19 protein-coding genes, 3 tRNA genes and 1 other RNA gene are annotated in these 20,405 nt (G+C 54.7%); 13 read left to right on the forward strand and 10 right to left on the reverse strand.

From position 1 onward, the window contains the following. On the forward strand, positions 1-485 hold a 485-nt coding region (locus EV12_RS13970; RefSeq protein WP_036911775.1), incomplete at its 5' end, for a hypothetical protein. On the opposite strand, the gene trpC is transcribed toward EV12_RS13970, so the two are convergent. The 6 genes from trpC to EV12_RS03030 form a co-directional block, all read right to left on the reverse strand. Then, complete coding sequence (trpC, locus tag EV12_RS03000) at positions 462-1,346, reverse strand: indole-3-glycerol phosphate synthase TrpC (RefSeq protein WP_036911782.1); 885 nt, start codon at positions 1,344-1,346, stop codon at positions 462-464. The two genes, EV12_RS13970 and trpC, sit on opposite strands and share 24 nt — an antisense overlap. 63 nt (positions 1,347-1,409) lie before the next feature. Beyond that, positions 1,410-2,879: a dihydrolipoyl dehydrogenase gene (gene lpdA, locus EV12_RS03005; protein WP_036911785.1), complete on the reverse strand. Its 1,470-nt coding sequence runs from the start codon at positions 2,877-2,879 to the stop codon at positions 1,410-1,412. A gap of 5 nt (positions 2,880-2,884) precedes the next feature. Further along, positions 2,885-3,712 (reverse strand): TrmH family RNA methyltransferase, encoded by an 828-nt coding sequence (locus EV12_RS03010; RefSeq protein ID WP_036911788.1) that lies wholly within the window; start codon positions 3,710-3,712, stop codon positions 2,885-2,887. 31 nt (positions 3,713-3,743) lie between these two features. Continuing rightward, positions 3,744-3,992, reverse strand: coding sequence for a hypothetical protein (locus tag EV12_RS03015; protein ID WP_036911790.1), 249 nt, complete (start codon positions 3,990-3,992; stop codon positions 3,744-3,746). A 228-nt stretch (positions 3,993-4,220) separates the two neighbouring features. Then, entirely contained in the window at positions 4,221-4,445 is a 225-nt protein-coding gene (locus tag EV12_RS03020; RefSeq protein ID WP_036911793.1) for a CCRG-2 family RiPP, read from the reverse strand. Between the two features lie 1,118 nt (positions 4,446-5,563). Next, a tRNA-Leu gene (locus EV12_RS03030) sits at positions 5,564-5,647 on the reverse strand. Between the two features lie 158 nt (positions 5,648-5,805). Between EV12_RS03030 and murA the strand changes: the two genes are divergently transcribed. The 5 genes from murA to EV12_RS03055 all read left to right on the forward strand — a co-directional run bounded on the left by murA (position 5,806) and on the right by EV12_RS03055 (position 10,209). Next, on the forward strand, positions 5,806-7,110 hold the full coding sequence (gene murA, locus EV12_RS03035; RefSeq protein ID WP_036911799.1) for a UDP-N-acetylglucosamine 1-carboxyvinyltransferase: 1,305 nt from the start codon (positions 5,806-5,808) through the stop codon (positions 7,108-7,110). Between the two features lie 23 nt (positions 7,111-7,133). Continuing rightward, positions 7,134-7,215 (forward strand) — tRNA-Leu (locus tag EV12_RS03040). 8 nt (positions 7,216-7,223) lie between these two features. Then, positions 7,224-8,405: an aspartate aminotransferase family protein gene (locus EV12_RS03045; protein ID WP_036911802.1), complete on the forward strand. Its 1,182-nt coding sequence runs from the start codon at positions 7,224-7,226 to the stop codon at positions 8,403-8,405. Beyond that, positions 8,406-9,647, forward strand: coding sequence for a bifunctional folylpolyglutamate synthase/dihydrofolate synthase (locus EV12_RS03050; protein ID WP_052039465.1), 1,242 nt, complete (start codon positions 8,406-8,408; stop codon positions 9,645-9,647). 22 nt (positions 9,648-9,669) lie between these two features. Then, positions 9,670-10,209 (forward strand): pentapeptide repeat-containing protein, encoded by a 540-nt coding sequence (locus tag EV12_RS03055; RefSeq protein ID WP_036911805.1) that lies wholly within the window; start codon positions 9,670-9,672, stop codon positions 10,207-10,209. An 11-nt stretch (positions 10,210-10,220) separates the two neighbouring features. On the opposite strand, the gene EV12_RS03060 is transcribed toward EV12_RS03055, so the two are convergent. From EV12_RS03060 to EV12_RS03070, 3 genes are all read right to left on the reverse strand, one after another. Beyond that, the gene (locus EV12_RS03060) at positions 10,221-11,561 is read right to left on the reverse strand and encodes an FAD-binding oxidoreductase (protein ID WP_052039468.1); all 1,341 of its coding nucleotides are present in this window, start codon (positions 11,559-11,561) and stop codon (positions 10,221-10,223) included. Positions 11,562-12,053: 492 nt separating this feature from the next. Further along, positions 12,054-13,307, reverse strand: coding sequence for an amidohydrolase family protein (locus tag EV12_RS03065; RefSeq protein WP_036911810.1), 1,254 nt, complete (start codon positions 13,305-13,307; stop codon positions 12,054-12,056). Continuing rightward, entirely contained in the window at positions 13,304-13,657 is a 354-nt protein-coding gene (locus tag EV12_RS03070) for a DUF4359 domain-containing protein (RefSeq protein ID WP_342626208.1), read from the reverse strand. The genes EV12_RS03065 and EV12_RS03070 overlap by 4 nt, the downstream gene beginning before the upstream one ends. A 120-nt stretch (positions 13,658-13,777) precedes the next feature. Between EV12_RS03070 and EV12_RS03075 the strand changes: the two genes are divergently transcribed. From EV12_RS03075 to ftsZ, 6 genes are all read left to right on the forward strand, one after another. Further along, positions 13,778-13,850, forward strand: a tRNA-His gene (locus EV12_RS03075). A gap of 312 nt (positions 13,851-14,162) precedes the next feature. After that, positions 14,163-15,605, forward strand: coding sequence for a tRNA (N6-isopentenyl adenosine(37)-C2)-methylthiotransferase MiaB (miaB, locus tag EV12_RS03080; protein WP_036911844.1), 1,443 nt, complete (start codon positions 14,163-14,165; stop codon positions 15,603-15,605). A 40-nt stretch (positions 15,606-15,645) separates the two neighbouring features. After that, positions 15,646-16,707 (forward strand): D-alanine--D-alanine ligase family protein, encoded by a 1,062-nt coding sequence (locus EV12_RS03085; protein ID WP_036911813.1) that lies wholly within the window; start codon positions 15,646-15,648, stop codon positions 16,705-16,707. Positions 16,708-16,755: 48 nt separating this feature from the next. Beyond that, entirely contained in the window at positions 16,756-17,166 is a 411-nt protein-coding gene (locus tag EV12_RS03090) for a hypothetical protein (RefSeq protein ID WP_036911846.1), read from the forward strand. Further along, on the forward strand, positions 17,163-17,972 hold the full coding sequence (locus EV12_RS03095) for a cell division protein FtsQ/DivIB (RefSeq protein ID WP_036911816.1): 810 nt from the start codon (positions 17,163-17,165) through the stop codon (positions 17,970-17,972). Before EV12_RS03090 ends, EV12_RS03095 begins: the two co-directional genes overlap by 4 nt. Before the next feature lie 188 nt (positions 17,973-18,160). Continuing rightward, positions 18,161-19,270, forward strand: a complete 1,110-nt coding sequence (gene ftsZ / locus EV12_RS03100) for a cell division protein FtsZ (RefSeq protein ID WP_241466988.1) — start codon at positions 18,161-18,163, stop codon at positions 19,268-19,270. 14 nt (positions 19,271-19,284) lie between these two features. Here the strand turns inward: ftsZ and ffs are convergent. Continuing rightward, positions 19,285-19,381: signal recognition particle sRNA small type (gene ffs, locus EV12_RS13100), an RNA gene on the reverse strand. Between the two features lie 43 nt (positions 19,382-19,424). Between ffs and panB the strand changes: the two genes are divergently transcribed. Then, a complete protein-coding gene (gene panB, locus EV12_RS13105; RefSeq protein ID WP_072014269.1) occupies positions 19,425-20,243 on the forward strand; it encodes a 3-methyl-2-oxobutanoate hydroxymethyltransferase in 819 nt (272 codons plus the stop codon). The last annotated feature ends 162 nt before the right edge of the window (positions 20,244-20,405 follow it).

The following is a 20,405-nucleotide window of genomic DNA, read 5'->3' on the forward strand; positions in this document are numbered from 1 at the left end:
CCGCAAAACTTGGTGTCTCTTGGGGGTTTGGTGGTAGTAGTGCCAATCAAGGTGTCACAGACAAAGAAGAGCTCGATGCAACCAATGCTGAACTCGAGCAACTAAGAGAAGAAATCAACGAACTCAAAAGTCGCATCAAGCAGGATGTTGATGCACAATCAGTCTCTGGTGAACCAATCAAAATTTCGGCCTACCTCAGAGATCTGCAAGGCGAAATCAAAGCCAAGAAACAAGCTGAACGCGATCTCATCGATCGCATCCAGCAACAAGATCAGCAAATCGCCAAGCACGTCAATGAACTCAAGCAAACTCGACAAGATCTCAACCAAGCTCGTGATGAGCTCAACGAACAACGGCTGATCCTTAGCTCACAGCAAGCTCAGATCAACCTTCTACTGCGACAATTCAACGCCACGATTCCTCAAATCAAGCAGAAAGAATTATCAGCCGTTACTCGTCCTTCAGCCTCCAATCAGCTTCCGTAAGCCAACACAAACATCCGACTGACGCATCAGGGCTTCTCCTACCAGCACAGCTTCAGCACCTACCGCCTCAACCCTGTCCAAATCAGCGCGGTTAAACAAGCCCGATTCACTCACCAACAAGACACCCTGCTGCTGCAATCGAGTAGCGAATTGATTGCTGAGTATTTCAGTGGTTTCAAGGTCTGTCTCAAAGGTGGTGAGATCACGATTGTTGATGCCAATCAGTGGGAAACCACCAAGGTTGAGAACCCGTTCAAGTTCCTCAGCATCATGCACTTCCACTAAGACAGTCAGACCAAGGCTGTTGGCCACCTTGCTCAAATACGTCAGATCCTGATCAGAGAGGATCGCCACAATCAACAAGGCAGCATCCGCACCTGCAGCACGAGCCTGATAAAGCTGATATGGCGTAAGGATGAAGTCCTTACATAAAAGCGGTAGTCCAACCGTCTGCCGCACCTCAACAAGCACCTCAAATCCACCCTGAAAGAAGCTCTTATCGGTCAGCACAGACAAGCAACTCGCACCACCTTCCGCATAGGCATTGGCGATCACAACAGGGTCAAAGTCCGCGCGAATCACACCTTGACTTGGGCTGGCCTTCTTGACTTCAGCAATCACTGCCGGAGCCACCGAAGCCTGACGCAAGGCAGCAATGAAATCTCGAGGAATGGGCAATTCTGCGATCTGAGATTTAAGCGTCTCTAGAGGTACGCGCTGTCGTGCCGTCTCAACTTCACGGTCCTTCTCCCAAACAATCTTCTCCAGAATGTGGCGCGGCTCCGCATCATCGTGAGGAATGGCGTACTCCAAATGCGCCACCTTGACGCTTGGATTGGGTGGACGTCGACGGATCTCCATAGGGTGACAATGCAATGAACAACAATGAACCGCAGGGCTAAGACCTGCTTGAAGAACAGCGGCCTAGGCAGCACTAGCCGATGCAACAACCGCCTTAGCCAGCTGTTTGGCCGCCTGCTTATAGGCCACTTCCACTACTTCACTAAGAGTGGGATGGGTATGCACTTCATAGGCCAATTGAGCCACGCTCTGACGACGTGCCACCGCATTGGCTACCTCCTGGATCAAATCGGCGGCATGCAATCCATAGATGTGAGCACCAAGAACTTCACCATTGTCTTTGCGGAACAACAACTTCATCAATCCATCACTCTCCAGCTCTGCTAGTGCTTTGGAATTGGCCTTGAAGTAGCTGCGCACACTACCCAACTCAAACCCATCCTTGGAAGCAAGCTCTTTGGCATCGGCTTCACTCAACCCCACGGAGCTGATCTCCGGATGAGTGAAGGTCGCCGCTGGAATGCTGCGGTAATCAATCGTGCGGGAGTGTCCCTGGATGTTGTCGACAGCCAGCGTGCCCTGTGCTGCGGCTGTATGGGCCAACATCAGCTTGCCAGTGACATCCCCGACGGCCCAAAGATGAGGCAATGGCTTTCCGTTGACCAATACCCTCATGCTGTCGTCGATCGGTACAAAGCCGCGATTGGTCTCCACACCAACCGAATCAAGATTGAGCCCCTTACTACTTGGCACCCGACCAGTCGCGACGAGCACCGCATCCACCTCCAAGCTATCCACCAGCTCACGGCTTTTCATCTCCGCCAGTTCGATCCTTACCGGGCAGCCAGGGGTGACCTTGCTAGCCAGCACACCAGCACGTGCATCGATGTCACGTCCTTCAATCAAATGCCGAGCTGCCATCTTGGTGATGTCGGGGTCAAAGGTTGGCATGACCCGATCCAACGCCTCAATCATCGTGACTTCACAGCCGAGAGCCGTATAAACATCGGCAAATTCAAGGCCGATATAACCACTGCCGATGATGGCAATCCAACGCGGCAGCCATTCCAAGTTCACGGCTTCATCACTGGTAAAAACCGTGCGTCCATCGGTTTCAATCCCAGGGGGCACAAATGGATCAGAGCCTGTTGCAAGGATCACATCCCTGGCAGTGAGCACCCGATCCACACCACTTTTCTCTCTCAAGCCAATTCGCTGGCTTCCCTCCAATCGTCCATGGCCCCGCAGGATCGTGACACCAGCCCGCTGCAACGTTTTGGTGAGGTTGCTGCGAATCGTGGCCACCAACTGGTTGGCATGGTCAGCAATCTTTTGGCGTTCAAAACGCACAGGTGCAGCATGAATGCCGAAACCAGATAGATGTTCAGCATCAGCCAACTCACGCACCCTTCCACTGGCAGCAAGCAATGCCTTAGATGGCACACAGCCTCGATTCACGCAAGTGCCGCCCATATCACCTGATTCCACAATCGCCACCTTGAGACCATCATCAGCGGCATGCTTGGCGGCATCAAAACCGCCATAACCCGCACCGATCACGATCACATCGAAGTCGAAACTGGCTTCGCTCACCCGAACTACTGCGTGGAAGAGGTCATTGTGGCTCGTCGCCGCTCAAGCAGTAGTGGCACCGCCACCGCCGCCACGTTAAGCGACTCAACCGCAGCGCTATGCGGCAAGGTGACGCAAGCCGTGCAACACGCCTGCAGACGCGGATGCAGGCCGGATCCCTCATTGCCCAGCACCAACACAGTCGGTTGCCTCCAGTCCAGCTGCCAATAAGGCAAACAAGCATGGGCTGCATAAGAGCCCGGCACCATGGTGGCCACGACCTGTAAACCGCGACGAGCGGCACATTCAAGTTGCTCAGCTAACTGCTCCACAGCCTCCTGCCCTGATGACCCGAAGCGCTGATGGGGCAACTGAAGGATGGCCCCCGCCGAAGCCCTCAGCACTTTTGGGCTGAGCGGATCCGCCCCAGACGCAAGCCAAACCGCCTCCACCTCTGCAGCCAAGGCTGTTCGCAGCAAAGTGCCAAGGTTGCCAGGATCCTGCAGCCGATCCAATGCCAACACAAACTTGGCTTGATTAGCAGCCTGCGGAAGAGAATCAAGAGGCAAAAGGCTCGCCACACCATCTGGGCTGACTGTCGTTAACGAAGCCTCCAAAACACTTGGGGTGACCAGATGAATCAAGGTTTCTGCAGGCAAAGCCTGCACAAGATCCCCATGACGCTCCAGCCAAAAGTTGGTCGCCACAATCTCTTTAGGACGGTGTGTGGTTCGCAACACTTCCTGAAGCAGGTGGGTCCCCTCAAGCAGCAACAAAGACTGCTCTTGACGTCCTTCCCTGCTGGCGAGGAATTTCAATCTGCGCACAAGAGGGTTGCGTCGACTTGAAATCAATAGCGAGGCATTAGCTCCGATTTACAGAACCTCAGAATATTGCTTGCTTACGCACCTTCAAACCTTCATTCAGGACAAGCTGTTCACCATCAAAATCAAGACCATTGACTGCTGCAATTTCACCCTTTAAGCCTTCAGCAGCAAGGCTTTCGATCATCTTTTTGATGACTTGATCTTCCACAGTTGAACTGTCCAAATCATCAGGGGTTAGACGTTCAAGGAAGCGACCCACTTTTGAAGCCACCAACTCCGGGGCATTGGTAATCTTGAGCACAATCATGGATGCAGCTTGAGGTCGATTACTCAGTCAAGATAATGCGGATGGGGAGACTTGAACTCCCACACTATAATGAGCCGTTCTGGTGCAAGGCTTCTCAGCCGTTGATTTCTCTACAAGGCTCTGTAAGGGGCCTGTATCGAGGGATAAGTAAATATCCCTCGATACAGGCTTTTCTCCCCCTTCCAGGCGAATCTGGGCTGTTAATTCAAAATCAATCAAGATTATTGATTATTGCCACCAAAGCTTGTTATCGGAAGGATTTTGCAAACCTGGTCTACTACTCCCCAGCTTGTTATCGGAAGGATTTTGCAAACCTGGTCTACTCCCCCACGCGCAATCGAGACCAGGGTGAATGATTCTTAGCCCTTGATTTTTGATGCCTCCGAGCTTGACGAATGCAGAACCACCGTTAATGGTCTGTAGCTGGTCGAGGGTGAGTTCGATGTTGGTCATGGTTTGAGTTGTGGTGGAGGTGTCCCTCCGTGTATTCAACTTCTCGTGGATTAATTGTTGATGTGGTGTTCTTAGTCGTTCGCCTGAGTGAGCTTGATCACTTGGGAGTATTTCGGCCCAATTTTATCTGGGATATAGGCATATGGCCGTGGAGGAATATCCCCCCTCGGGGGCACCCTTGTACTAGTGAAATTGAGAGGGCTCCTCTCTTTGCTGCTTCTGGGAGGGGGAGGGGAGGAGAACCTCGATCCCTTGCCATGACCAGTGGTCTCACTAGATGACTGATCTAGCGCGCAGCAATACCACCTCGAACTAGCACAAATATCCTGAGTATTAATGCCTAGCTCAACGCAAGCGTGCTGCAATGCACACGCATTCGCTCCTTTGCATGTTTTCCTGCTGCCACCCCCTCTTCTCAGCAAAAGGCTGCTATTGAGAATAGCTTGACTTGTATATAAGTATTTCTGCTCTAAAGCTAAACCGTTCAAGCGCGTGACGCCTACGCGTCCTTCAGGACTGCCTAATGAGAGCGCATTACCTGAACAGGGGAGCAGCTCACAAATGAAATCACCCACTTAGGTGATGTGTGATCAGTAGTACTTGAACGATGGCGAATGTGTTCGAGGGGAAGACCCCTTTTCAGATCTGCCCTTCGCGGAGCACCACTTACCAAACAAAGCAATGATTCAAAACATTCTTCTTTCTGGTCTCTCCGTCCTTTCGGTATCGATGCCAGCTGCTGTGGAGGCTCAAAGCTTGTATTCGACTCAAGTTCAAAGTTCGATCAACCAAAGAATGCGTACACAACAGATGCTTCAGTAACAGCAGCGTCAGAGAGATATGTCCGTAATCCAGCCGACCACCCAAAATCCGTACAACTACTACTACGGCAATAGGTGCTGATTTACCTGCCCACCTGAGCAGCAAAGGCTGTGCAGCCAGGTTCAAGCCCTGGCGCAGGCATTAGCTCCCAAGAGGGGGGTCTTTTTATCTCTCATCAAACCGCCCACCCAATAAGCACTAGTTATTAATTAAGTGACCCACCTATATATCACTTAGACTCGCCTAATAGTATAAGCATTCTTAACTCAAAACCTAGTTAGTGATTAGGGTTTTGATGCGGATGGGGAGACTTGAACTCCCACAAGATTGCTCTCACTAGTACCTGAAACTAGCGCGTCTACCAATTCCGCCACATCCGCTGGCGTGCGTCGCGCAAGCGACATCATGACGATAAGACATCGACTGCCTGCCAGCTTTATCTCAACCTGGCAGTTTTGAACCAGTTTGAGGTCTGGACGTCTAGACTGTCTCAGGTGTAATTGTCAATATGTCCTCGTTCAAGAATAATTAACGGGACATGCCCGCAGCGGTATCCATAACTCAAGAGATTCTCAAGCCGCATCTGGAGATTCAAGGCGGACATACTCTTTCCAGAGAGCTGAAAGTCAGCGGAGCTAAGAATTCTGCCCTGGTTCTGATGACCTCGGCCCTTCTCAGCGAAGGCCCTCTTGAGCTGCACAATGTTCCTCAGCTCACAGATATCCAGGGGATGGCAGACATCCTCGCCTCCTTAGGGGTACATGTAAAACGTAGTCAGGAGACCGTTTGGCTACAGGCTGATGACCTTCATCACGCCGAACCTCCCTACGATCTAGTCAATGGCCTTAGAGCTAGTTTTTTCTGCATCGGCCCACTGCTAGGACGACTCGGACACGCCAAAGTCCCCCTGCCGGGTGGTTGCCGCATCGGAGCCCGGCCTGTTGTTGAGCACATCAGAGGGCTTAAAGCTCTGGGTGCCATGGTGAAAGTTGAGCATGGCGTTGTCACAGCTTCAGTACCAGGAACGTCACGGCGACTTAAGGGTGCTGCAATCGTGCTCGACTGCCCAAGTGTCGGTGCAACCGAGACCATTCTCATGGCAGCTGTATTGGCGGAAGGCACGAGCACCATCGAAAACGCTGCTCAGGAGCCTGAGGTTCAAGACCTGGCCAAAATGCTCAATGCCATGGGCGCTCGTGTAATCGGTGCTGGTGGTCCAATCATCACCATCGAAGGCGTCGAACGTTTACACGGCTGCAACTATTCGGTGATCCCTGATCGCATTGAAGCCGGTACCTTCCTGATTGCAGCGGCAATCACCCGCTCGATCGTTCGAGTCTCTCCAGTCATCCCTGAGCATCTCAATGCCGTGCTCCAGAAGCTGAGAGATTGCGGCTGCACCCTTGAGATTGACAAGCAAGGAATCACGCTTATCCCGGGAGATCTTCATGGCGTTGACATCATCACCCAACCTTTCCCAGGCTTCCCAACGGACTTACAGGCCCCCTTTATGGCCCTTTTAACCACAGCCAAAGGCACAAGCGTGGTGACAGAAAAGATCTACGAAAACCGCATGCAGCATGTCGCTGAGCTGCAACGAATGGGAGCTTCGATTCGCCTTCAAGGAAACACGGCTGTGGTCGAAGGCGTACCCCAGCTCAGTGCTGCACCAGTCAGTGGTAACGACTTAAGAGCCGCAGCGGCGCTCGTTTTAGCAGGTCTAGCCGCACGCGGCATCAGTCAAGTCGATGGCCTCAACCACCTCGATCGCGGTTATGACGGGATTGAAAGCAAATTGAATGCATCTGGAGCCCATATCCTTCGGCATCAGCCCTCAGGATGACCCTGGCATAACATCACCTCCACGGGAGCGTGGCGGAATTGGTAGACGCACTGGATTCAAAATCCAGCGCCTTCGGGCATGTGGGTTCAAGTCCCACCGCTCCCACTGCTGTGATGGGCACCTACAAACGCTTTCCCGTCACTCTGTTACGCGGGAAAGGATGCTGGGTATGGGATGACCATGGCCATCAATACCTTGACGCTGTTGCCGGTATCGCGACCTGCGCCCTCGGTCACAGTGACAGGGCCCTGCGCCGCTCTCTTGGCCAGCAGCTGAAACAACTTCAGCATGTTTCCAATCTGTATCGGATTCCTGAACAAGAGGCTCTTGCCCATTGGTTAGTAGAAAACAGCTGTGCAGACAGCGTGTTCTTCTGCAATTCCGGTGCAGAAGCCAACGAAGCCGCCATCAAGCTGGCTCGCAAACACGGTCATCGCCGTCGCGGCATTGAGCGGCCAATCATTCTCACCGCCAAGTCCAGTTTCCACGGCCGCACACTTGCCGCCATAAGTGCCACAGGTCAGCCCAACTACCACAAAGGTTTCGAACCCATGGTTGAGGGCTTTGAATTTTTCCCTTTCAATGACCTCAAAGCCTTCGAGCAGCAGCTAAATCGCCTCGAAGCTCAGGGCCCCTCTGTTGCCGCCGTGTTAATCGAACCACTGCAGGGTGAGGGTGGCGTCAATCCAGGCGAAGCAAGCTTCTTCCGGCGCCTTAGAGAACTCTGTAGCCAGCATCAGATCCTGCTGATCTTTGATGAAGTTCAGGTCGGGATGGGCCGTTGTGGCCACTGGTGGGGGTATCAGCAACTTGGGGTCGAACCAGATGCCTTCACCCTGGCCAAAGGACTCGGTGGAGGCCATGCCATCGGAGCGTTGCTTGTCAAACAGCACGCTGATCTTTTCGAACCAGGTGACCACGCCAGTACGTTTGGCGGCAATCCCTTTGCCTGCAAGGCAGCTCTCACAGTTGCGAGGGAGATCGAACGACGGGGTTTGCTCTTAAAGGTCCAGCAACGAGGCGCACAGCTTCGCGAAGGCCTCACTGACCTGGTGCAACGTTTCCCGAGGCAACTCAAAGGGGTAAGAGGCTGGGGGCTACTGCAGGGATTGGTGCTCCAAGACGAGAGCACATTCACAGCCCCTAATGTCGCCCAAGCCGCCCTTGAAGAAAAGCTACTGGTGATAGCAGCAGGCCCGAAGGTTGTGCGGATGGTGCCGCCGCTGGTGATCAAACCAAGCGAAATCCGCCAACTGCTCCAACGCCTGGAGGCCACCCTGGCGCACTTCCACTAAGTGGCTAAACCCACAATTCCAAGCAGGGAAGATTTAAGCGATCTGATCCCTCGCTTTGATCAGCGGGGGATGGATCTTGGCCTTGAGCGCATGCAACAAGCACTGCAAGCCATGGGAAACCCCTGTGCCTCTGTTCCAGCCATTCAGGTCGTAGGCACCAATGGCAAAGGGTCTATCGCCAGCTTCCTTGCCAGCAGCCTTAAGGCTGCTGGCATTCGCGTGGGGCTGACCACCTCTCCTCACCTCGTGAGCTGGTGTGAGCGGATCAGCAGCGATGGGGAGTTGATCTCAATCGTTGAGCTACGCCAACGACTCACCGCCCTTCAACCCCTTGCCCAAACCCACCGACTTACCCCCTTCGAGCTGTTGTTGGCCACAGCTTTTGATCACTTCAGATCCCGAGAGGTGGAACTGCTTGTGCTTGAGGTGGGCCTCGGAGGGCGCCTCGATGCCACCACAGCTCATCCATACAGACCAATCATTGCCATGGCCAACATCGGCCTAGACCACTGCGAACACCTTGGTTGCAGCCTTAAAGAGATAACAGCAGAAAAAAGCGCCGTCATCAGCCCTGGGGCCGCTGTCATCAGTGCCCGACAAGTAGATGAAGTGGCCAGCATTCTTGAAGACAAGGCAAAACATCAACAGGCCCGCTTGCAATGGGTTTCACCCCTCCCAGAGGACTGGGCCTTGGGGCTCCCAGGAGTCCTGCAACGGCAAAACGCAGCGGTAGCCAAGGGTGCTCTTGAAGCCTTGGCCCCACTTGGTTGGCGCCTCAATCAAGACGTCATTCGCACAGGGCTGGCGCACGCCTACTGGCCTGCACGGCTGCAGACCGTTCACTGGCAAAGCCAGCCAGTACTCATTGATGGTGCCCATAACCCGCCAGCAGCCGAACGGTTGGCCCACGAACGGCGACAGTGGAGCAATCAAGAGCTTGGGGTTTGCTGGGTGCTTGGTCTACAGGCCCACAAGCAAGCACCAGCCATGCTTCGCCATTTAATCAAGCCAGGCGATCTGGCTTGGATCGTGCCGGTGCCGGAACACTGCAGCTGGACGCAGCACCAACTCACAGACCAATGCCCGGACCTATCAAGTCAACTCCGATCTGCTGACAATGTTGAACAGGTCTTCTCCATCCTGCTCAAACAGAATCGATGGCCAAACCCATCTCCGGTTGTAGCTGGTTCCCTCTATTTATTAGGTGATCTTCTCGCAAAGCAAATCATCAGGGCAGAGTGAGAGAGGTGCTGCCGTAAAGCCGATGCCTAGCTCGTTGTCGCAACGTCTAAGCCTGATGACGCTTCTGGGCTGGATGCTATGCCTGCTGATCGCTATCCCTGCTCAGGCTCTCGATACCAGTTCAGGGGTTGGACTACAGGATCGGGCCCTGTTCCAAGAACGGCTGGACTACACCCTCACCAACCAAAACGGGAAAGACTTCCACGCACAAGACCTCTCCAACACATCCTTCGCCGGTGCCGTTGCACGAGCTGCCAACTTCAGTGACAGCAATCTGCATGGCGCGATCCTCACCCAAGGAACCTTTACCCAATCAAACTTCAGCGGCGCTGACCTCTCTGATGCACTGATGGATCGTGTCGACTTCGTCGATACGGATCTGCGAAATACTCTCCTCAAAGGCGTGATTGCCTCCGGCAGCAGCTTCGCAGGAGCGCAGATTGCTGGTGCCGATTTCAGCGATGCGCTGCTCGATCTCGATGACCAGCGCCGCCTTTGCCTCGATGCCGACGGCATCAATCAGAGCACCGGCATCGCAACCTTCGAGAGCTTGAATTGCTGAGCAAACGGCTGTTAAAACCAGCCCCTCAGCTTGCCTGGATTGAGCACACCCTTGGGGTCATAACGACGCTTGGCAGATACCTGATCGGCATCAACAACCCCAAGCCCACCATCTTCAACAGTGATCACATGCGGGTTGAACACAACAGCCCCAAGCTGCCGGCAATCGTTCATCAACTGCTCCAACAACTGCCGACCGTGCCAGCGGACGATGGGTAACGCCGCCAAGCGTTGAACACCCTGTTGTCGCACCGCCTCCAGATGCCAAAGAAGATCATCGCCCCATTGCTGCTTGAGAACCTGCATGGCAGCTAACTCCGGCTGTGGCAAAAGCATCTGCAAGTAGGTCCAGTCATGATCCACAGCACGCATGTGCATCGTGGTGTGGTTCCAGGTGAGCTCACGCAACCCTGTGCCGCCCCGATCAGCCTCTGGGCCCAATACCTTGCAATGAGCTCCTGAGGCTGCTGCCAGACGCTCCAGGGTGCTAACACCATCGGGAGCGACGAGTAGCAGCAGGCGATGCTGGCCATTAGAAGCACCACACCAGTGTGGTAGCTGATCGACAATTTGTCGCTCATGCAAGCTACAGAGATGCAGATCAACCGCGGCACGAGCACATCGGAGGGCAAGGGCCACGGCCTCTGACCAATCCTCACAATCAATCATCACTTCCTGCCAGGCGACAGCCGGAGCAGTTGCCAAGCTCAAGGCCGTGATGATGCCATTGCTGCCATAAGCATGATTGAGGGCTTCTGATCCAGCCGCATCCAACTGCAACTGTTGGGGCGAATCCTCAGCAGTCACGACCTCCAAGGCCAACAGATGGCCCGGATCACGCAAGAAGCCCCAGCGCACCGAACCAATCCCACCCGAGCCCCCAGCCACGAATCCACCCACCGAAGCACTTCGCCAGCTGGATGGCAGCAGACGCAGCTGCCGACCATGGCGAGAAAGATGTTGATCTAGATCGCGCAGCAAACAGCCTGACTCCACCGTCACCACTCCCGTGTCGGGATCGAGATGCCGAACCTTAGAAAGTGCACCCATCAGCATGACCACCCCCCCCTGGAGAGGAACGCACTGGCCGTAGTTCCCTGTTCCTGAACCTCTCAGTGTTAAGGGGATGCCATGCCTTGTACAAGCACCAGCAACAACCGCCACCGCCGCCACCGTATGGGGGCGGACAACAACATCGGCGCAACAGCCCTCCAGCTGCTCACGCAATACAGGAGAGAAGTCATAGGCATCCCTTGAAAAGCGCTTCAACTCAACCGGCGCATCAATGAGCTCCAAATCAGCAACGGCCGTCAGCTCGGCACAACAATCGGCAAGGAGTCTGGTGCTGGTCATCGGCCAAACCACTAAGACAAATTGATAGCGGCAATCCATCGACAGAGCAAACGCTAAGCAGCCAAGCGAGCCTCGAAAGTGGTTAGATCTCTAGACTTAGCAGCTCATTTAACTTTCAAAGTCGAAGCAAACTGGCCCCTACATAGCCCTGTAAAGCCACTATTAGTGACTACATCTAAATAATATCTCTACCCGTAGAATTATAGTTGCATGTGCAAATTTCACAATCAATACCAGTTTCTCCGTTAAAGTCCATCAGCCTTAATAGGCTCACAATTTTAGGGTGAAATCTTCTCTTTCAGAAGGCTTAATGCCTTGATTTCCGTCATTGCTACGAAGCCATGCTCCCTTCAGTATTACAAATAAATATCGCTTAATTAATCCTTCAATCGCTCAAGCCAAGGATCAAAAAAACAATAATGTGAATGCCAACTCAAAAGACTTCAACATTCAAACAATAAAACATACTCTTTCTTGATTAAGGAAAGACGCTTATTGGTCTAGGTCTTGCAGCCAGTTTCCATCAACAATCACCTGACGGCGGGGTGGAGTAGCTAGGGCCTCAGCCCAGCTGCCAGCCTCCAAAAGCAGCAGGTTAGCTGGGCTGCCTGGCTGAAATGTTCCGTCCCACGACAGGTTCATCACCCTGGCCGCAGCTGTGGTGAAAGGAGCAAGCCCTAAGCGCTGCCAAGGTGCCAGATGAGCCAAAGGCAACGCAAAAGCCATCAATGCCAAAGGGTCAAAGTTGCCAGCCGGGAACCAGGGGTCTTGAACGTTGTCGCCTCCCACAGCCACAGTTACACCTGCCAGCTGGAGTTGATGGATAGGTGCCAGAGGTCGCTCCACAGGGGTGCGACGAGGTTGCTTCGACAACAACCAGCCATTGGTCAGCGGCAGAGACACCACATTGAGTCGATGATGCGCCATCCGATCAGCCAAACGACGCACTGCTCCCGGCGGCAGCAACCCCATGCTGCTGGCATGACTACAAGTGATCGGCACTGTGATTGACATGCGATCAAGCACCAGCAGCAGTTGCTTTAAGCCAGCCGCAGGATGGCTTTGCGACTCATCAATGTGAAGGTCAATGCCACAGCCCAAGCGATCGGCAAGTTGCAGCATCTGCCGCAATGAATCTCGCGTCTTCCCAGGGTTAAAAGGGGGCACAAGTACACCGCCGAGCAAGCCTCCTACATCTGCGACCCGAGCAGCTAACTGTTGTCCTTCTTGGCTGCTCCAGTACTCAACCGGCACCAGAGCGACCCATTGCAACTCCATCCACTCTTGCCACTGACGCTGTAGATCCAGCAAAGCCTCCCAGCTGCTATCGGTAGCTGGACCAACGCTGTCGACATGACTGCGAATGGCTCTCAAGCCATATTTCAAGGCAAGCTTGAGAGATCTCTGTGCACGCTGCCTCACCCGATCGTATGTGCGGCGTTGATGCTCCTTACGGTTTGCAACCAGGGCACCGCGATAGGTGCCCTGCAGGTTGGGAAACTCAAGCCAGGTGAATGCCTTGTCGAGGTGAGCATGGGGCTCTGCCAACCTCGGCAAAAGCAGCCGCTTCGGCGATAAAACATCAGCATCAATCAGCTCAAAAGAGCAAAGGCGCCCGTCCTGCCAAAAAATGCGAAGAGGACATAGACCCTCATCGGTTACCCGTGCTGCTAAGACATCCACTTCCCTTGTCAACAAACCACGCGGCACCCAAGCCTCGAGGCATCCCTTGCGCTCCTGGCTCACTCCACATTGCCCGGATCCGTCCGAGTCTGAATGGTCAGGAAACGCCCAGCGCCAGCAATGGTTGTCGCGGTATAGGAGGGCAGACGCATCTTCGGGAGCAAATTCCGACCATCCAACTTGGTCGTGTAAATACTGCCCAAACCAAAATTGAGTCTTGTGGTGAACTCTCCTGCAACGGATGCCAACACCGGCTGTTGCGCTGCGATCAGCTCTGGACAATTTCTAATCCAAAGCCTCAACACCATCGGTAGCCCCTTCTGCTCACATAACTCCTCAGTCGCAAGTTCCACCAACTGATCACCTGCATAATCGCTGTAATCCTCCATGGAAGGGTTGGTCCAAACCAACACCGCACCACAACCTGCAAGGACTAAAACACCAGCCAGCCATGGTCCGGTTGGCCACCAACGTTGATCAAATGGGTTCTGCAGGATGGCTGCAAGGCGAATTGGTAAATTCTTACCGACGCGGCGGGCGTCGCCAAGTGGTTAAGGCAGCGGCTTGTGGCGCCGCTATACGGGGGTTCGAATCCCCTCGCTCGCCCTCAACTCTTCCCATGGCTTCATAAGAGTCGAAGCCTCGATAACGAGCAAGCCTCAGCTGCAACGCCTAGAAGCTCTACGAAGCCTGCTAACCGGTGTCATGGCCGCCTTCACGGCTAGAAGAAGGTCAGCGGATCATCGAGGCCTCGGGGGAACCAAATTAAGCTTCATAGGGGTGGCAAGCAGCCTCTGCCAGCAATGCTGAAGACACTCCAACTGCTGAGCAACTCAACTAAATAAATAACGCTCACAGGCCTCATCTCCAAATCAACACAACCCATCAGGGCTCGACACACTGAAGGAGTTGATGAGATTGTTTCGATCGTTCGCGTCGCCTCTTGCCTTGGTCGCCACCACCGCCCTCGCTACTAATCCAGCAACAACCGCACAACATCAAGGCAGTTTCTGGATTCAAACCTTCGGTTGTCAGATGAACAAGGCCGATTCGGAGCGCATGGCCGGAATTCTTGAGGCGATGGGATACCACGAGGCAACAGCAGAACTAGAAGCGGATCTCGTGCTCTACAACACCTGCACAATCCGCGATAACGCCGAGCAGAAGGTTTACAGCTACTTAGGACGCCAGGCCCGCCGCAAACGAACACACCCCCATCTGAAGCTGGTCGTTGCCGGTTGCGTGGCACAACAAGAAGGAGAAGCGCTACTGCGACGAATCCCTGAACTCGACCTTGTGATGGGCCCCCAACACGCCAACCGCCTTGAAGCCCTACTCACCCAGGTGGACAATGGTCAGCAGGTTGTCGCCACAGATGACAACCACATTCTCGAGGACCTCACCACAGCTCGACGGGACAGCACAATCTGCGCCTGGGTCAATGTGATCTACGGCTGTAACGAGCGTTGTACCTATTGCGTGGTGCCCTCCGTCAGGGGGAAGGAGCAGTCACGATCGCCAGAGGCGATCCGACTGGAGATCGAGGGCCTGGCCGCCCGTGGATTCCGGGAGATCACCCTGCTTGGACAGAACATTGATGCTTATGGACGCGATCTGCCCGGAATCACGCCTGAAGGCCGCCGCCAAAACACACTCACCGATCTTCTCCATCACATTCATGACGTGGAAGGAATTGAGCGCATCCGCTTTGCGACAAGCCATCCGCGCTACTTCACGGAACGATTGATCGAGGCTTGCTTTGATCTACCCAAATTGTGCGAACACTTCCACATCCCCTTCCAAAGCGGTGACAACGATGTGCTTAAGGCCATGGCTAGGGGTTACACAGTGGAGCGTTATCGACGCATCGTGAACCGAATCCGGGAGCTTATGCCCGATGCCGCTATCAGTACTGATGTGATCGTGGCCTTCCCCGGCGAAACCGACGCCCAGTTCCAAAACACCTTGAACATCGTCGAGGAGGTGGGTTTCGACCAGGTGAACACCGCGGCTTACTCACCCCGTCCAAATACGCCTGCAGCCACCTGGAGCAACCAACTCCCCGAAGCGGTGAAAGTGGAGAGACTCAAGCAACTCAATGCGCTGGTGGAACGCGTAGCCCGGCAGCGCAATAGCCGCTACTCCGGAAAAGTAGAGCAGGTGCTAGCTGAAGGGATCAATCCAAAAAATCCACAACAGTTGATGGGACGCACCCGCACCAACCGACTCACATTCTTTGCGGCCGAAGGACCCCAAGGTTGCCGCTATAGCCCAGGCGATCTCGTCGACGTTCAGATCAGCAGTGTGCGTGCTTTCTCCCTTAGCGGAACCCCTTGTGATCAAACCAGCAGGCGGCACTGATACCTTTGGTCGCTAACCACCGCGGCCTTGCAGCATCTCCATGCCTTCCTCCCGCACCTGTGTAGGCGTGGTGTTCGGCGGCGCGTCCGAGGAACATGCCGTTTCCATCCGATCAGCCATCACCGTGGTCGGTGCCCTACGCAGCGGAGAAAACAACAATCGCTTCGAGGTCATTGCGATTTACATCGACCAACGAGGCCGCTGGTGGCCAGCTGGCGTTGCCGAAGCAGTGCTGAAGCAAGGACAACCCGCCAAACCGGAACAACTGTCGATGCCCCTTGCCCCGCAAGGCTTTACCAAACTGCCTGAAGGGAGCGAAAGGGTACAGGTCTGGTATCCAGTTCTGCATGGTCCCAATGGCGAAGACGGCACCGTGCAAGGCCTATTCACCCTGATGGGAAAACCTTTTGTGGGTTCAGGCGTGCTCGGCTCGGCCCTGAGCATGGACAAGTTGGCCATGAAAGCCGCCTTCGCAGCAGCAGGGTTACCCCAGGTGCCTTACGCCGCCGTTGATGCCGCAGATCTCCTCGACACTAAATCGCGTCAAGGCGTCGCCAAACACTTGGAGGCCAAACTCAAATACCCATGTTTTGTCAAACCCGCCAACCTGGGTTCTTCAGTCGGCATCAGCAAAGCTCAAAACCGCAACGAGCTGCTTATCGGTCTCGATAAGGCTGCCAGCCTTGATCGGCGCATTGTGGTGGAGCAGGGAGTGAGCGCAAGAGAGCTTGAATGCGCTGTCCTAGGCAAGCGTGAGCTACAAACCTCTGTCGTAGGGGAGATTTGCTTTGATGCGGACTGGTATGACTACGACACCAAATACAGCGATAATTGCAGCCATACGCTCATTCCAGCGCCTCTACCAGAGGGAGTTGAAGCACAAATCCGCACACTTGCGTTACAAGCCTGTCGCTGCGTAGCCGCCCATGGCATGGCCAGGGTCGACTTTTTTTACAACGCTGCACGCAATGAAATTTGGCTCAATGAGATCAACACCCTGCCAGGCTTCACATCTCAGAGCATGTATCCAATGCTCTGGGAGGCTTCTGGTGTAACGCTCGAAGCGCTCGTGAGCCAACTTGTGATCACAGCGGGAGAATAAACAAGTTCCAACTTGATGGCATTCCGGACTTCCATCTTTGACCTGCCAATGATTCACGGTCTGCTCTGGTTCCCCCTGCTCCTGGTATTTGTGCTTCTCACTGCTCTCGGGTGGCTAGAGAGGCGGCGGCAAAACCTGTTCCGCGTCTGGGCTGAGGACTCTGAGCTATCCAAACTGGACGGCTCAGGAGCTGCTCGACTGAAACAAGGCATGCTCAGCTGGAGCAGCTTTGAAGCAGGCCGTTTTCAAGAGCAGGGAAACTTTGAAGTCACCAAGTTGGAGATGCTGGAACTGATGGCCCTTACCTCAGGGGAAGCCCCTCTCACACAAGAATCTCAGGGCCGTTGTCGACTTCGGCTGATCGGCAATGGCCAAGAAATGGATGTGCCCTTTGCCGATGCAGAACAGGCCCGCCGTTGGGTGGATCAGCTGATGGCCCGGGCACGCTGTGACCTGTGAGCTCATCCACCCCTGATCGACGGTCTGCAAACGGCCCAGGGGTAGAGAGGCGGCGCCGGTTGCGCCAACAACGCCGCCGAGAGCAACTGATCTACCTCTGGCGAATGTTGGCATTCATCTCCATTGCCGCAGGTCTGGGATGGGTACTACTCAGCCAAGGATGGAGCCTCAACAACGCAAAGCAAATCCATGTGCAAGGCAGCCGCAACATCCAAACAAACACCGTGATCAAGGCCGGTGAGCTCCACTTCCCCCAGCCACTTCTTGGTTTCAATCCCAAAGAACTAGAGCAGACTCTGCTGCGCAAACTGCCGCTCAACTCGGTCGTCGTGCAAAGGCGCCTACTCCCTCCAGGAATAGATGTGGCTGTTCAAGAACGAAAACCCGTTGCTTATGCACTACGAAAACGCGCCTATGGCCAAGAGCAGGGCATGGTCGACAGCACTGCGATGTGGATACCACTCAACGTGGCAAAACAAGGCGAGCGTCCCTCTACAAACTTGACTGTGGAAGGCTGGACGGCCAGCAAACGGCAAGCCATTTCCCAGGTGCTTGAGCAACGAAATCAGCTTGGTAGTCCCCTAGAGCGAATCCTCGTAGCTCCTGATGGAGATCTCAGCCTGCAAACCAAAACCCTTGGCCTGATCCAGCTAGGCAGCAATAGCACCCTGCTGAAGGAGCAACTAGAAACTGTGGCCCAATTGAGCAAAACCCTGCCGTCAAGTTTTCGCCATAAAACAGGCACAACCATCGACATGAGCGATCCCTCCAAGCCGGAACTGCAAATGCCCCAACCTTCTAAGTGAGATCAATCGTCCTGCAAGGCATGCCAAGCAAAAGCAATTCCAGGTGATCTGAAATCACCAACTGTCCGTTGCAGAGATGGCGCAAACAATCAACTGTGTTGAAACTTTCAGCGAAAAGCTCCAACACGGACATAATGCATCAACACCTCAATGGTTCGACATCGACAATGGAGATGGCGATCAAAAACATGTCCGTGTCCACCTCCATGGAGACCGCAGGGATCCTTCCCAGCCAATCAGCTCGCATTGAAGTAATTGGCGTCGGCGGAGGCGGCAGCAATGCCGTCAACCGCATGATTCTCAGTGACCTAGATGGTGTGAACTATCGGGTCATGAATACGGACGCTCAGGCCCTGCTTCAGTCTGCAGCCAGTAACCGCGTGCAGCTGGGTCAGACCCTTACGAGGGGGTTGGGCGCTGGCGGTAATCCCAGCATCGGTCAGAAGGCGGCGGAGGAATCTCGAGCAGAACTGCAACAAGCTCTGCAAGGAGTCGATCTCGTCTTCATCGCCGTTGGCATGGGTGGCGGGACCGGCACTGGTGCCGCTCCAGTGGTTGCCGAAGTTGCCAAGGAAAGCGGCGCGCTCACTGTGGGCATCGTCACCAAACCCTTTAGCTTTGAGGGACGTCGTCGCATGCGACAGGCCGCTGAAGGCATTAGCCGCCTGGCCGATCATGTGGATACCTTGATTGTGATCCCCAACGACCGCATTAAAGACGTCATCTCCGAAGCTCCGCTTCAAGAAGCCTTCCGAAGTGCGGATGACATCCTGCGTATGGGTGTTAAAGGCATCAGCGACATCATCACCTGCCCTGGCCTTGTCAATGTGGACTTCGCCGACGTGCGTTCAGTGATGACCGAAGCCGGCACGGCCCTGCTGGGGATTGGTGAAGGTTCAGGACGTTCCAGGGCGATAGAAGCAGCCCAGGCAGCCATCAGTAGTCCGCTACTGGAGGCGGCCCGAATCGACGGAGCCAAAGGTTGCGTCATCAACATCAGCGGCGGTCGCGACATGACCCTTGAGGACATGACCTCCGCATCGGAAGTGATCTATGACGTGGTCGATCCTGAAGCCAACATCATTGTTGGAGCTGTGGTGGACGAGAAACTCGAAGGTGAAGTCCACGTCACCGTGATCGCCACAGGCTTTGAAGGCAACCAGCCCTACCGGAGCGAACGCTCAATCAACAAGATTGCCTCTCAATCGATCTATAGCCAGCCTGAAGCAAACGAATCGGGTGCACGAATTCCCGAATTCCTGCGCAAGCGTCAACCTCGCAACGATAACGAGATATAACCTTCGTCCATGTGGGTGACCCGGAGTCCACGCCTGTCACGAGCATCCCGTGTGGCTGCTACCTTCCGGTCCTGACCAGATTTAGGCGTCGCGGCCGCATGGGTCCGAGTCAACACGATGCTAGCAATGGACCCTCGAGGGTCTGGAAAAGCAGATGCGCCCCAGCGAATTAACTCAACTCAAACAAGCCGGGCGAGCGATCAGCATCCTCACAGCCTGGGATGGCTTAAGCGCGGCCTTGGTTGAGGCCGCTGGAGCCGATGTGGTTCTAGTAGGAGACTCACTAGCGATGGTGGCACTGTGCCATGCAACCACCCTGCCTGTGACAGTGGAGCAGATGCTCCACCACACCCAAGCCGTGGGCCGTGGTTTTACTCGCCCTCTGCCACAACAGCCCCTCGTCGTCTGCGACCTCCCATTCCTGAGCTATCAATGCGGAGAAGACAAGGCTGTAGCTGCAGCTGGAAGCCTGCTCAAGCACTCCTGTGCCGCCGCCGTGAAGCTAGAAGGAGCAGAGCCAGAGGTCCTGGCAGTCATTGAGCGTCTGGTGCGAATGGGGATCCCAGTTATGGGGCATTTGGGCCTCACTCCACAAGCAGTACATCGGCTCGGCTACCGCCGTCAGGCGGAGGACCCTCGCAGCCAAGAGCAAATGCTGCAACAAGCAAAACAACTTGAGCAAGCAGGCTGTTTCGCCTTGGTGGTCGAACACGTGCCGAGTTCCATCGCTCGTTGCCTAAGTCAACAACTCTCCATCCCCGTGATCGGTATCGGCGCTGGCGAAGATTGCGATGGACAGGTAAGGGTCACCGCTGACCTGTTGGGACTGACTCCCAGCCAACCCCCCTTCAGTCCGCCATTGATCCAAGGTCGACAGCTGTGCGTGGAAGCCCTTCAAGGTTGGGTGAAGCAACTGCATCAGCAGGCAGAGACTGCCACCACAACAACATCTCCACCAGAACCTGATTGCTGATGGCCATCCCCTGGGGGTCACTGAGCTGCCAACGTCGTCCATGCAGCTGTAACCAGCCCCGATCCAACGCCGCCTGCCAGCGCACCTGCAACGACGGCAATAGAGCGTTGCACTGCTCATGAGTCCAGCCCCAAGCTCTACTGAGGGCCTCAAGATCAACTC

It is taken from the genome of Prochlorococcus sp. MIT 0701, assembly GCF_000760295.1.
Lineage (GTDB): Bacteria > Cyanobacteriota > Cyanobacteriia > PCC-6307 > Cyanobiaceae > Prochlorococcus.